The following is a 14,046-nucleotide window of genomic DNA, read 5'->3' on the forward strand; positions in this document are numbered from 1 at the left end:
TAGTTGTTTACCCTTGGCGTCGTAGGGAAGTAGAGCCTATTGGCGTTGACGCATAGCGACTTGTCGCTAGACATCGCACCCTGGCAAAAGCAGTTAAAATCAGAACATATTTACCCACGAAGCGATGGCTTAAGAGATAGAGAAATCTAATCTCCTAATAACAAAGCCTTTGAAACTATGACTTCAGCATTATCAGTTGTTGTAACGAATCCCAAATGGTTGCTCAAGCCTCAAGAGTGGTTGCAGCAGGAATTCAAATGAACGCAGATTTGTTCCTTGAACCACACAACCAACCAAATTGCAATCCACTCTAATGGTCGCTACAACTTTTCTGATTTTGCTGATGTCAAGTATCCAAGAAAATCTATAGCGCTTCTCGTTTCGTGATTGATGCAGCAGGATAAATTCCAGCCTAAAAGTGGTAGCTACCAGTGCAGTCATATAATACCTGCACAGGCAACATCTGATACTCTGGCTGAGATAATATCTTGGTGACTTTTGACAGTATGGTTAAATTCCTAGAAATTATGGAACTACACCATTCTGCTTGAAATTTTCGTTCCAAAAGTCAGTAACTGCTTCAACTTTGTTTGCGGTTGAAAATGTTTACTCCCGCAAGACGAAGTTAGTAAATATTCTGTATTTCTATTGAATTGTCAGGCTGTACTAAGAGTCTTTCTTCCCAGACTCCAAGAGTAATGCCTTTAGCGGGTAATGCTCTAGCTAGGTTAGCCAACTCTTATTGGCTCGTACCCAGATAAATTTTGATTGACTTCAAGTTGTTACAAAGGCTACTATCCTACTCAATCTAGTTTTAGATTTTCGTCAAAAAAAGATGTAGCTAATTGAAGGGGACTTACCAGAGCAAAAAAACTTTCTTGAGCTTGCCTCAAACTTGTCTTGAAGTCTTTTTGTGTTTTCACTTGTTTGATTCCTATAAAAACCATAACATACATCTCACTAATTAATTTGCCGAATCTCAAATTATTTATCTATTTAATAGAAGATTATCCTTAGAACCTTTAATAGTCATAGGTTACACCCTCGCTATTAGCTAGTTAATGAAATTATTTATCATAGCCAATATGTGCAGTTAGATACTTTTGGAAATTTGATAAAAGTATTTAAAACTAATGTTTGAAAAAGAAAACAGAAATTCTTATTTTTGCAGTCAAAAATTTTGTCATCATTCATATTGAATTAGCAGTTTCCCTAGCAGCTTCTCGCAGCCGCTCCACATCGCGCATCGGTGGCGCACCAAAAAGCCGCTTGTACTCCCGGTTAAAGTGCGAGGCATCGTCATAACCCACGCGGTAGGCAGCACTGGTAGCATCAAGCTTTTCCCCCAGCATCAGACGGCGAGCCTCCTGAGGCGCAGTTGCTTTTGGTACTGCAAGGGACTCATGGCAGTGACAGACTTGAAGTGATGGTGGAAACCCGATACACTCATTCCCAGCTCTCGGGCCATGCTTTCAATCTTGATTGGCTCGTTAAAATCTTTACGAAGTCGCTCGACGGCTCTGGCGATGTGGTAAGTGTAGCCACCCAGAACTGCAATATGACGGAGCCGATTACCTTGCTCTCCCATCAAGAGTCGGTAAATAATTTCCCGCTTAATCAGTGGTGCGAGAACATGAGCTTCAGCAGGGGAATCTAGAAGCCTGACGAGCCGCACCACAGCGTCCAACAGATTTGTATTCAACGGACTTACGTCGATCGCTTTCACATCAGCACGGTTGCGCGATGAGGGATATCCTGCCTCGACCATGACTGAGCCAACGAGGGTAGGGTCAAGATCGAGGCGAAGGCTAAAATACGGTTGCGCCTTGGACGCTTCCAGAATTTGGCTGATAATTGGCAGTTCGATCGTAGCCAGCAGATAATGCATCGGGTCGTACTGATAGCGATCGCTACCCAAAAGAACTTCTTTGCTGCCCTGAGCGATCGCACAAAAGGCAGGGATAGAGACACTATGAATGCATTCCGAAGGCGAGGAGGCGCGGTTGAAGTGCAATCCTTTCAACGGCTCAATCGTCCCATCATGAGGAATCGCTTGGGCAATCCGCTCTTTGAGTTCGTCTCTGTTGGCTTGCGCTCTGTCTGCCTCGCGTTTTGCCTGCGGATCGTTCATTAAATCGCGATCGGGCTTTTCACTCGTTTTGGCAGCGTTCATTTCTAAGTTTGCAGAATTGTACAACTATCTTAGACGATCGTCCTATTACTTGTTCTTCAAGATTCTTAGAATGAAGCTAAAGCAATGAAAAATGATTTCGGCTTCTTATAAGCATTCTGGATTTTTATTTAAGAGAAAACTCAGTTTTGATTTGGCAAGAGACTTGCCTGCTAGCCACCAAAATGGCATCAAGTGAAGGAATTAAGAAAATGGACATCAAAAGAAGTGGCTCACAGCCTTCCGCCAAAGGATCGGCTGATTATTTTATCGGCACTGTCCGCATTGACCCTCTGTTCGAGGCACACGAGCCAGCCCGCACATCCGGTGCTAGTGTCACGTTTGAGCCTGGTGCTAGGACAGCATGGCACACTCACCCGTTGGGACAAACCCTGATCGTGACAGCTGGCTGTGGTCTCGTACAACGCTGGGGCGGTGCGATCAAGCAAATTCGACCGGGGGACACAATCTGGATCTCGCCGAGTGAGAAGCATTGGCACGGTGCTACAGCAACCACAGCCATGACGCACATTGCCATTCAGGAATGGCTCGACGGCAAGCCCGTGGACTGGCTGGAAAAGGTCAGTGATGAACAATATAGCGTTTGATTAAGTCCGAGTCAAAGGAAAATAATTATGAACAAAGTCTGGTTGATCACAGGCGCTGGCAGCGGCATTGGCACCGGAACCGCTAAGGCGGCATTGCAGGCTGGCGATCGTGTAGTCGCTACCGGCCGAAACCTTGACAAAGTGCGTAATGCCTTGCGCGACGTTGCAAGCGAGAATCTGGCATTTGTCCAGTTGGACGTTGCGGACGAGGTACAGGCGAAAACAGCCGTCGAGGAGGCGGTAAAGCGGTTCGGTCGTATCGACGTTTTGGTTAACAATGCGGGCTACAGCCTGCTTGGTAATTTTGAAGAGATGACCACAGCCGAGATCGAACGCCAGTTCGCTACGAACTTCTATGGTGTGGTGTACGTCATGCGCGCGGTGCTGCCGGTTATGCGTCAGCAGCGATCGGGCCACATCATCAACATCAGCTCCGTTGCTGGCGTTGTCGGGTTTAAGCACTGTGCCGCCTACGCCGCATCGAAGTTCGCGCTCGAGGGCATCTCGCTGTCGGTCGCGGTCGAGGTCGAGGGGTTCGGCATCAAGATGACGGTCGTCGAACCTGGCTTCTTCCGCACGGATCTTCTGGACAGCCAGAATGTCAGATGGCCCAGCAACGCCATCGAAGACTATGCCGCCGAGGGCAATGTCCAGGAAACGTGGTCGGTTTACAACGGTACACAGCAGGGCGATCCGGCAAAGTTGGGCGATGCTCTGGTCAAAATCGCCGGAATGGAAAATCCGCCGAAGCTGTTCATTGCCGGCAGCGACGCGATCGCGGCGATCGCGCCGGCTGTCGAGGAACGGTTACAGGCGATGCGCGCCAATGAAGAACTATCGAAATCAACAGACGGTTCGTTCTAGTGATCGCGCAAGAAGCATCATCATATCTACGGATCTGCAACACTTCACAAATTTGCAGTATCAGAAAAGTCCTACTTGCAAAACAAAGGTTTTAAGGAGAAAAATAGTGACGCACGAGAATGGAAACTACACAGGAAAGGTTGCGTTTGTGACCGGAGCAGCCAGCGGTATCGGTCGAGCTACGGCGCTGGCGTTTGCCCGTGAGGGTGCCAGCGTGGTGGTTGCTGATGTTTCAGAACAGGGCAATCAAGAAACGGCACGCCTGATCGAAGAACTCGGCGGGCGGGCGTTTGCTGTCAAATGCAACGTGACACGGGCTGAGGACGTGAAGGCCGCGCTGGACAAGACCATCGAGACCTTCGGGCGGCTGGACTTTGCCTTCAACAACGCGGGCATCGAGCCGAGGAAGGCGGCTCCAACCGCAGAGTACGAGGAGGATGAGTGGAACCGGATTATCGACATCAACCTCCGTGGCGTTTTTCTGTGCATGAAGCACGAGATCCCGCTGATTCTCAAGCAAGGACGTGGCGCGATCGTCAACACGTCATCAGGTGCGGGAATCATCGGCATCAAGGGCAGCCCCGCGTACACCGCCGCGAAACATGGCGTGATTGGACTGACCAAGGCAGCGGCCCTCGACTACGCCGCGCAGAACATCCGCGTCAACGCCGTCTGTCCCGGCTACATCGACACCCCGATGATGGGTCGCTTCACCGGCGGCACAGACGAAGGGCGCGCGAAGGTGATTGCGGAGGAGCCGATCGGACGGATGGGCAAGCCTGAGGAGATCGCTGCGGCCGTCGTCTGGCTTTGCTCGGATGCGGCTGCCTTTGTCGTTGGACACGCTATGGTCATCGACGGCGGCCAAACGGTGCAGTGATGTTCGAAACGCACGACAATTGCCACCTTCACCGCCAACGGCGATGACTGATATCGCTACTTAGCAAGTACTCGACGGCAAGACCGGGGACTGGCTAGAACAGGTCAGCGACGAACAATACCAGTCCTGAGCGTTAAGACAATTTCAATCTTGTAATGCAAACACAGGAGTTCAAAGTGCCCTTAGCCACTGATTGGCAAGTCCGAAGAAAGCTGCTGGTTAGGCTGAGTGCGATCGCCTGGCGCATCGCAACCGTGCAAGAGATTACCCAAGGCGGTGCAGAGTCGGTACTGGAGTGTGTAGGCAGCGAGTCTGCAATGGCAACAGCGATCGCCATTGCGCCGTATAGTAGGCAGCATAAGGGTTGTAGAGGAGCAGAGGGGAAATTTGCAACAAAGCACTTTACTAAAGAGTTCTCCATCCTCTTGTTTGCTCCTCTGCCCCCTTACTGCCTCGACAATTTACCTTTTCTTAGTGCCATTCGGTACTGACACTTGTGCAACTAGCGCTTGTGATGATTTCGCATAGATTTATGAATCTTCTTCCATCTTTCTTTCTCAGCTAATTGCGCCCTCTGGTCTTGTTTGCGGGTCAGGTAGTCGAGTTCTTTTTGTAACTTTTGGTAGCTAAGAAATCTAGAATAATCAAGTTCTCCCTCAGCCAAAGCCTGCTGCACGACACAACCCGGTTCGTTATTGTGCTGACAATTGCGGAAATGGCATTCTTGCGCCAAGGTTTCGATGTCTGCAAAAGTTTCTTGCAAACCTTCGTCACCTGCCCAAATTTGGATTTCCCGCATTCCTGGAGTATCAATAATTAATCCGCCAGTAGAGAGCAAAATCAACTCACGATTAGTTGTTGTGTGTCTACCTCGGTCATCACCTTGCCGTACTGGTTGCACAACTTGGACAGATGCACCTTGCAGTTGGTTAGTGATGGTGGATTTACCAACACCAGAAGACCCTAACAAAGCAACTGTTTGTCCTAGTTGCAAGTAAGGTTTTAAGGCATCCAATCCTTGATGATTGGTGGCACTTAAAACTACAATTGGTACACCCAAAGCAACTGTTTCTACTTGGGTTAAATACTCTTCTAGAGAATTGCACAAATCTGCTTTGTTTAACACAATTACTGGATTTGCACCACTTTCCCAAGCCAGAATCAGATAACGCTCAACTCTTCTTGGGTTAAAATCGCCATCCAGCCCTGAGACTAAGAAGACTGTATCAATATTTGCTGCAACAATTTGTTCTTCTGTTTTACTACCTACTGTCTTGCGAGAAAATTTGCTTTTCCTGGGTAAAATCTCGTTGATAGTGGCTCGTCCTTCAGATTCTCTAACACTGATCGCAACCCAATCTCCAACGGCGGGAAAATCTTGTGGTTGAGAAGCACGATGCCGCAATTTACCTGAAACTTCTGCTGAAAGTTCCCCTTGTTCGCTATAGAGGGTGTAAGTATTTCTGTATTCAATAGCAACCCTACCAACGCTAAATCCTTGTAAGCGATAGGGTTCAAAGCTGCGAGCAAAAAAGTCACTCCAGCCTAAATAATCCAAATTCATTGATGTTTCCTCGATGTGTGCTACTTGTTTTGCACAAGGTTCCACAGAGGAAGACACTTCTATGCAGGAGAACACCCCGCACCAGAATGTCTGTGAATTCTAGTTTTCATTCCTGTAGAAAAGAGGACTGAACAGAATCTCTGGGCCTTGCGTTCTTTGAGTTGAGATGGTCAAAGTAACCCGGACTGCTAGTAATTCAGTCATAGTTCGTCCTCCTTATGTACTACAGTAAATAATCTACATTACTACATTAGCCTATTCCAGAAAATTGTTTAAATTATGCAATTTTAACTTTGATATTTATCGCGGATTGAAAGACCAATGCACAAATTTGTACATTATAAAAACAATTTTGGTAAAAAATATCTGCTCATTTTTCAGCAACTTCTAGCGAAAGAAAGAGTTTGAGGGTGAGTATCTCTGTAATCATGAATGCGGATAAGTGTTTACCTGCTAAATAACTGATATGCCGCAATATTTCGGAAAATTACCCACCACAAACCAAGCTTGGACAACTGTTAGCAATGTAAAAGCTGTAAGCTGGGAAAATAATATTGTTAATTTTGACTGTGGCGACTCACGCCTGACTATCAGCGTACTTACTCCAAATTTAATCCGCGTGCGTTTCGCACCAACTGGGGAATTTATGCCTCGTCGCTCTTGGGCAGTAACGTTGGATGGTACAGAATGGGCAATAACACCTTTTGCAGTACGGGAAACTGAAGCAACGGTAGAAATTGAAACAGAACAGATTCGTGTGTGCGTTCAGCGGGAAAAGTGTCGCATCGCCTGTTTTGACAAAGCTAATCGTCCCTTCGCCCAAGATGCGGATATGGGGATGGGTTGGCGGATGGGCGCAGTTGCCGGGTGGAAAGAAATTGCAGCCGATGAACATTTCTATGGCTTTGGCGAACGTACAGGCTTTCTGGATAAACTCAGCGAAGTAAAAACTAACTGGACAACGGATGCCTTAGATTATGATTCACTGACTGATGAAATGTACCAGGCAATTCCATTTTTTATGGCTTTGCGTCCGCAGGTAAGCTATGGCATCTTTTTCAACACCACTTTTTGGAGTCAGTTCGATATCGGTGCTGAACAACCAGGTATTTGGAAGATGGAAACTCGTGGCGGTGAATTGGATTATTACATTATCTACGGCCCTGAACCAGCCCAAATCCTGGAGACTTACACTCAGCTAACTGGGAGAATGCCATTACCGCCGAAATGGGCGCTAGGTTATCATCAATGCCGTTGGAGTTACGAATCAGAAAACGTTGTGCGGGAATTAGCAAAGGAATTTCGTCAACGCCGCATTCCCTGCGATGTTATTCACTTGGATATTGATTATATGCGGGGCTATCGAGTGTTTACTTGGAGTCCTCAACGTTTCCCCAATGCGGCAAAACTGATTAGTGATTTAGCAGAGGATGGTTTCAAAACAGTCACAATTATTGATCCTGGCGTGAAGTATGAACCAGAAGGTAATTATCACGTTTTTGACCAAGGGATAGAAAACGACTATTTTGTACGTAAAGCTGATGGTACGTTGTTCCACGGCTATGTTTGGCCTGAGAAGGCTGTTTTTCCTGATTTTTTACGTCCTGATGTGAGTAACTGGTGGGCTGATTTACACAAAAGCCTAACTGATATTGGTGTGGCAGGAATTTGGAATGATATGAATGAACCCGCCATAAACGATCGCCCTTTCGGCGATGATGGTGAAAAGATTTGGTTTCCCCTAGATGCACCGCAGGGGGGAAGGGGAGCAGAGGGGCTGGGGAGCAGAGGGGCAGAGGGGCTGGGGAGCAGAGGGGCAGGGGAGAATTTACCTGCGTCTACTCATACAGAAGTGCATAACTTGTATGGGTTGATGATGGCTAAAGCTTGTTATGAAGGGTTGAAACGGCATCGAAGTTCACAGCGATCTTTTGTGTTAACGCGATCGGGTTATGCTGGTGTGCAACGCTGGTCTTCTGTATGGATGGGAGATAACCAATCGTTGTGGGAGCATTTAGAAATGTCTCTGCCGATGCTTTGTAATATGGGACTTTCGGGTGTAGGGTTTGTGGGTTGCGATATTGGCGGGTTTGCTGGTAACGCCACAGCTGAATTATTCGCTCGGTGGATGCAGGTAGGAATGCTTTACCCATTGATGCGCGGTCACTCGGCAATGTCTACTGCTCGTCATGAACCTTGGGTATTTGGCGATCGCGTTGAAAATATCTGTCGAGAATACATTAATCTACGTTATCAATTACTTCCCTATATTTATAGTCTTTTCTGGGAAGCGGCAACAACGGGCGCACCAATTTTAAGACCATTATTATACCACTTCCCCAACGATCCGAAAACCTATAGCCTCTACGATCAAGTATTGCTAGGTGCATCGCTGATGGCTGCACCAATTTACCGCCCTGGAGTTGAGCATCGAGCTGTCTACTTACCCGCTGGCACTTGGTATGATTGGTGGAGTGGCGATCGCTATGAAGGCCCAATTCACATTCTTGCTCATGCACCATTAGAAAGAATGCCACTGTATGTCCGTAGCGGTGCGATCGTTCCTATGCAACCTGTTAGCCAATACGTTGATGAATCGCGACTCGACGAGCTACGGTTACGAATATGGGCTGGTAACAATGAATATCAGTTATTTGAAGATGATGGACAGACCAGCAAGTATCAAGATAATAACTACTCAATAACTAACATCCGTGTATTTACTCAGGCAAGCCAAACAGTAGTGGAAATTGCAGCAAGACTTGGAAAGTGGACACCTCCACTGCGAGAAGTGATTGTAGAACTTGTAGGTGTTGGAGAGCAACGCTTTCAAGATGATGGTAAGCCACATGCTCTGCAATTCTGAAATACTCGCAAAGGTGGTTTTTGAGCCACCATTACTTCCTACTTCAAATTATGCAAAAAAAATATGCATAGAGGTAGATGAGAAATCAGCCAAAGTGTAATCTACAATACAAAGAACATCAATGATTAGCTCGTAAGAAATACGTAAATTTACAACGCTAGATAGATGCGGTTAGAGAACACTCAATGTTAAATATTAACCGCTTGCGACTGCAAGATAGATTAGACATCTCTACAAATGCACTTGTGGCAAGAGTCGCAAGTGCGATCGCTGTTTTTGTTGGTAGCTTGGTATTAGTTGGCTGGTGTCTTAGCATTGAAGTTCTTAAGCGCGGCTTCCCTGGTAGTCCTGCCACAATGAAAGTCAACACAGCGCTTTGTTTTGTGTTGTGTGGTTTGTCACTGTGGCTATTTTTAACAGCAGGGGGGCAGGGGAGCGGGGGGGCAGGGGAGCAGGGGAGTAGGGGAGAAAGAACAATTCAAAATTACCCGCATAGTTCCACAGCCTCTTTGCCCGTACTTACTCTTCTAATGTCCCAGGTCTGTGCAATAGCTGTCACCATAATTGCAGCGCTTACCCTTTGTGAATATCTGTTTGGCTGGAATCTTGGCATTGATGAGTTGGTGTTCCGTGATTCGCAAACTAGTATAGCGACATCGCATCCAGGGCGAATGGGAGCGAACACAGCAGTGAACTTTATCCTGGTCAGTGTTGCCCTACAGATTCTGATTTATCTAAAAACCTACCGCAGTTATTGGTATGCCCAAATTATTGCTCTGATTGCTACTTTAATTTCCTTTCAGGCGCTAATGGGCTATGCCTACAAAGTAAAAGTTCTCTACGGACTTGCCCCCTATACAACATCAATGGCGTTACACACAGCGGTGTTGTTCCTCTTACTAAGTTTAGGTATTCTGTGGGCGCGGGCAGAACATGGCTTAATGAGGGTAGTTACAAGTGATAGTTACGGCGGCTTACTTGCACGTCGTTTACTAGTTGCCGCGATCGCAGTACCTTTTATATTGGGATGGGTAATTGTCGAAGGTCAACGAGCAGGACAATACGATCCGGCATTTGCAGTATCGGTGTTTGCGATCGTTGTGATTGTAATTTTTACTATTTTGATTTGGCAAAGTGCCAGGGTTATTGAACGCCTCAGCTATCAACGCGACCTTGCTCAAGAAGCACTGAGAACCCATGAAGTGAAACTAGGGAGTTTTGTAGATTCTAACGTCATCGGTATTCTCTTTAGCGATGTGTATGGCGGTATCCAACAGGCAAACGACGAATTTCTGAGGATGATTGGTTACACGCAGGAGGATTTGTCAGCAGGTAAGTTAAGTTGGCGCAATATCACACCACCAGAGTATTTATACTTGGATGAGCAAGGTGTCGCCGAAGCAAAGGGAAATACAAACGCTGCTTGTACGCCTTACGAGAAAGAATATATTCGCAAAGATGGTAGCCGTATCCCAGTTTTAGTTGGTTACGTGCTGCTAGGAGAAAACCGCGAAGAGTCAGTAGCCTTTATCCTCGATTTGAGCGAACGCAAACAAGCAGAAGCAGAACAACAAAAATTAGCATTGCTGGTAGAAAATAGCTCTGACTTTATCGGCATTGCCACCCTTGAGGGTCAATTACTCTACATAAATGATGCAGGTCAAAAGTTGGTGGGGTTTGCCAACCTGAATGAAGTGAAGCAAAAAGCAGTATTAGATTACTTCATGCCCAAAGACAAAGGCTATTTTCAAGAATATATACTGCCGATTGTACTATCAGAAGGGCGCTGGCAGGGTGAATTCTGCTTCCAGCATCTCCAAACAGGCCAACCGATACCAGTTGATTACAACATCTTCACTGTTATAGATAACAAAACAGGTCAGCCAATTGCCTTAGCAACTGTGAGTCGCGACATCAGCGAGCAAAAGCAGACCCAAGAACAAATCTTACAGCTAAACAGGGATCTACAGCGCCGGATTACTGAATTACAAACCTTGTTAGAGGTAATTCCCATTGGAATAGGCATTGCCGAAGATCCAAAATGCCAAAATATTAAGGTAAACCCTTCATTTGCCAACCAATTGGGGATATCGTCAGATATAAATGCCTCCCTCAGTGCTGACTTGGACGAAAGACCAACAAGCTTTAAAATCTATCGCCAGGGAAGGGAACTGTCAACGGAAGAACTCCCAATGCAGTACTCTGCTGCTCATGGTGTCGAAGTTCTAGATTGTGAACTTGATGTCGTCCATGAAAATGGCAAAATCGTCAACTTGTTGCAGTACGTTGCACCCTTGTTTGACGAAGAGGGTAAAACCAGAGGCAGCGTTGGCGCATTTTTAGATATTACGGAGCGCAAACAAGCAGAGGAAGTACTTTTAAAACAGCAAAAATGGCTAGAGGATGTGTTAAATCTGATGCCAAGACCATTGCTGTTTATCGAACCAGGAACGGCGCGGGTAACTTTTGCCAATCGCTCTGCTGACGAATTAGCTGGGGGCGAATTTCCCAAAGGTATAGCCGCTGAAGATTATCATACAGTTTACTACTATACAGATGCCGCTGGCGATCGCATCCCCAATGAACTGATGCCAGGAGTGCGGGTTGCCCGTGGCGAACGCCTGAATGGATTGGAGGTGGACTGGCACACTCCCGCTGGTGTGCGCTCTCTACTAGTATTTGCCGATACCTTGCCAGCAATGCACGGTCATCCGGCTACCTGTATCTTAGTGTTCCAAGAAATCAGCAACCTCAAGGCTGCACAAAAAGCCCTCTCATTAAGTTACAAAAGGCTAAAGCTACTATTTGACACAGCCAACGATTTATTATCGAGTCAGCAACCAATAGCATTAATCGATAGCGTCTACCAAAAACTCTCAGATCAAATTGGTTTAGATATTTACTTTAACTATTTGGTTGTGGATAACTCTCAGGTAATGCGGCTAGAGTCTTACAGCGGCTTTTCCCCAGAACTGGCAAACCAAATCGAGTCCTTGGAATTTGGTGAAGCGGTTTGTGGGACTGTCGCCCAGAAGCGTTGTGCAATTGCTCTAGAGAATGTGCAGCAATCAATTGACCCGAAAACAGCATTGATTCGTTCTTTAGGAATTACAGCTTATTATTCATACCCATTAATTGCCCAAGGACGGCTATTGGGTACTCTTTCTTTTGGCAGTCGCACTCGGTTAAGCTTCACCGACAATCAAAAAGGGATGATGCAAGCAGTATGCGACCAAATAGCGATCGCAATGGAACGGACTAGTTTAATTGCTTCTTTACAACAACAAACTGAGCAGTTGCAAGAAGCCAACCGGATGAAGGATGAGTTTTTAGGGATACTATCCCACGAATTGCGATCGCCCCTCAATGCCATCCTTGGTTGGGCGCAATTACTGCAACGAAGCAAGCTCAGTGATAGCCAAATGGCTAGAGCTACGGAGACAATTGAACGCAACGCCAAAGCGCAAACCCAGCTAATTGAAGACTTGCTGGATATATCGCGGATGATTAGAGGCAAGTTACACCTAAATGTCCGTACTTGTAATTTAGTTCCGATCATTGAGTCAGCCATCAAGACTGTTAGTTTAGCCGCCCAATCCAAGGAAATTGATTTGAGATTTTCCCTGATTCCCTCAAAAGAAATGCCAAATTCAGATTGGGAATTAGGAGTTCATCACGAAAATCTCGAATTTCCAAAAGCACAATCCCAAACCAATCAACACTCAAAGGACAGCAAGCTGGGCGACAATTCTCAATTTTTAGTTTCCGGGGATTGCGAGCGCTTGCAACAAATCATTTGGAATCTGCTATCCAATGCCATCAAATTCACACCCGTTGGCGGAAGGGTAGAGGTGCAATTGTCAGTAGTTAGTGGACAAGAAAAACAACAGACAACGGATAAATATACCCAAATTCAAGTGATTGATACAGGCATTGGTATCAGTCCTAATTTTCTTCCTTACGTTTTTGATCGCTTTCGTCAAGCTGATAGTTCTAGCACTAGAATTTATGGTGGATTAGGACTAGGATTAGCGATCGTCCGTCATTTAGTAGAATTACATGGCGGTACTGTCCATGCAGATAGCCCAGGCAAAGAACAAGGAGCGACGTTTACCGTCAAACTACCACTTAAGAATACCCACCTCGGCTCTTTTGCCCCTCTGCCGCCACCCCTCTCCTAAATCATTTGTGAAAATTATATATCTCTTTCTTCCCTTTGCTTCTTTCTGTAGGAGACGCTACGCATTAACATAACGTGAGTTCGACAAGTCTTATTTGACCTCTCCCCCAACCCCTCTCCGACACGGAGAGGGGAGCAAAAAGCTGAATTTTTCGTTGCTCCTCCCTTTCCGTTTCGGAGAGGGAGGCTGGGAGGGAGAGGTTCATCGAACTCACGTTTACATAGTGTCTCCTACAGAAGGTGGTTCGTTTCCTTATCTATATTTTTCATGAATCAAATAGGACTGCGATAATGTCCTAAATAATTAGTATGATTTCCATAGTAGTTAACCACTTCCTTACTATGTGATTGGATTTAAGTAGTCCTTCTACTTACCGAGACTCAGGAGGTTGTTGCAGGCGTAATAGCGTATTGTAAACCTGACTTTTTAAGATAGTATTATTTTGTAGTTCTATAGTAATTTTGTTGAACTGTTCAAATTTTAAACCATTATCTTCAACAATTTTTTGAGCGTGGGTACAGTAGTTCACTGCAATATCTTGAGCCTTCTTTGGAAGACCATTTATACTATTGGAATCGTTGCAGACAATATTGGGAATTTCTCCATTACCAATAAGTTTTTTAATTTCTTCAAAGGCATTTTGACGGGCTGGCTCCATTGCTAGTACGGCTTGAGCGTAACTGTTAATTTCCGTATTGTTAACTATTGGTGATGGAGTTTGAGCATCAGCTTTGGAACTCAATGAAAAAGCGTTGAAAATCACACCCACAGTAGCGATCGCGCCGAAACATAACGATCGCGAAAGGGTTCGCTTTCGGCCAGTTCGAGAAGATAAATCAGAAATTTTTTTCATATAGTGTGTGACACGAAACTACATCAGGGATATTATAAGAACTTTGAATTATTTTCGGAG

11 protein-coding genes are annotated in these 14,046 nt (G+C 45.9%); 6 read left to right on the top strand and 5 right to left on the bottom strand.

From position 1 onward, the window contains the following. Positions 1 to 192 precede the first annotated feature (192 nt). From RMY27_RS08815 to RMY27_RS08825, 3 genes are all read right to left on the bottom strand, one after another. Positions 193 to 441 carry a hypothetical protein gene (locus RMY27_RS08815; RefSeq protein WP_322662305.1) on the bottom strand — a complete coding sequence of 83 codons (249 nt, stop codon included), beginning with the start codon at positions 439 to 441 and terminating at the stop codon, positions 193 to 195. Positions 442 to 1,190: 749 nt separating this feature from the next. After that, complete coding sequence (locus RMY27_RS08820) at positions 1,191 to 1,352, bottom strand: helix-turn-helix domain-containing protein (protein WP_322662306.1); 162 nt, start codon at positions 1,350 to 1,352, stop codon at positions 1,191 to 1,193. Beyond that, positions 1,352 to 2,197, bottom strand: a complete 846-nt coding sequence (locus tag RMY27_RS08825; protein ID WP_322662308.1) for an AraC family transcriptional regulator — start codon at positions 2,195 to 2,197, stop codon at positions 1,352 to 1,354. Before RMY27_RS08825 ends, RMY27_RS08820 begins: the two co-directional genes overlap by 1 nt. Positions 2,198 to 2,355: 158 nt before the next feature. Here RMY27_RS08825 and RMY27_RS08830 point away from each other — a divergent pair, with 158 nt between their 5' ends. The 4 genes from RMY27_RS08830 (at position 2,356) to RMY27_RS08845 (ending at position 5,013) form a co-directional block, all read left to right on the top strand. Further along, a complete protein-coding gene (locus tag RMY27_RS08830; protein ID WP_322662310.1) occupies positions 2,356 to 2,778 on the top strand; it encodes a cupin domain-containing protein in 423 nt (140 codons plus the stop codon). A gap of 27 nt (positions 2,779 to 2,805) precedes the next feature. Then, the gene (locus RMY27_RS08835) at positions 2,806 to 3,642 is read left to right on the top strand and encodes an SDR family NAD(P)-dependent oxidoreductase (protein ID WP_322662313.1); all 837 of its coding nucleotides are present in this window, start codon (positions 2,806 to 2,808) and stop codon (positions 3,640 to 3,642) included. Between the two features lie 103 nt (positions 3,643 to 3,745). Continuing rightward, positions 3,746 to 4,522 (top strand): SDR family oxidoreductase, encoded by a 777-nt coding sequence (locus tag RMY27_RS08840; RefSeq protein WP_322662475.1) that lies wholly within the window; start codon positions 3,746 to 3,748, stop codon positions 4,520 to 4,522. 176 nt (positions 4,523 to 4,698) lie between these two features. Beyond that, positions 4,699 to 5,013 carry a hypothetical protein gene (locus RMY27_RS08845; protein ID WP_322662314.1) on the top strand — a complete coding sequence of 105 codons (315 nt, stop codon included), beginning with the start codon at positions 4,699 to 4,701 and terminating at the stop codon, positions 5,011 to 5,013. Positions 5,014 to 5,024: 11 nt separating this feature from the next. On the opposite strand, the gene rsgA is transcribed toward RMY27_RS08845, so the two are convergent. Next, entirely contained in the window at positions 5,025 to 6,086 is a 1,062-nt protein-coding gene (rsgA, locus tag RMY27_RS08850; RefSeq protein WP_322662315.1) for a ribosome small subunit-dependent GTPase A, read from the bottom strand. A 466-nt stretch (positions 6,087 to 6,552) separates the two neighbouring features. On the opposite strand from rsgA, the gene RMY27_RS08855 reads away from it, so the two are divergent. Both RMY27_RS08855 and RMY27_RS08860 read left to right on the top strand, forming a co-directional pair. Beyond that, complete coding sequence (locus RMY27_RS08855; RefSeq protein ID WP_322662316.1) at positions 6,553 to 8,952, top strand: glycoside hydrolase family 31 protein; 2,400 nt, start codon at positions 6,553 to 6,555, stop codon at positions 8,950 to 8,952. Between the two features lie 185 nt (positions 8,953 to 9,137). Continuing rightward, complete coding sequence (locus RMY27_RS08860) at positions 9,138 to 13,133, top strand: PAS domain S-box protein (RefSeq protein ID WP_322662318.1); 3,996 nt, start codon at positions 9,138 to 9,140, stop codon at positions 13,131 to 13,133. Between the two features lie 370 nt (positions 13,134 to 13,503). On the opposite strand, the gene RMY27_RS08865 is transcribed toward RMY27_RS08860, so the two are convergent. Beyond that, positions 13,504 to 13,986, bottom strand: coding sequence for a DUF4168 domain-containing protein (locus tag RMY27_RS08865; RefSeq protein WP_322662320.1), 483 nt, complete (start codon positions 13,984 to 13,986; stop codon positions 13,504 to 13,506). Positions 13,987 to 14,046 lie beyond the last annotated feature (60 nt).

This window comes from Nostoc sp. DedQUE09, assembly GCF_034530915.1.
GTDB lineage: Bacteria > Cyanobacteriota > Cyanobacteriia > Cyanobacteriales > Nostocaceae > Nostoc.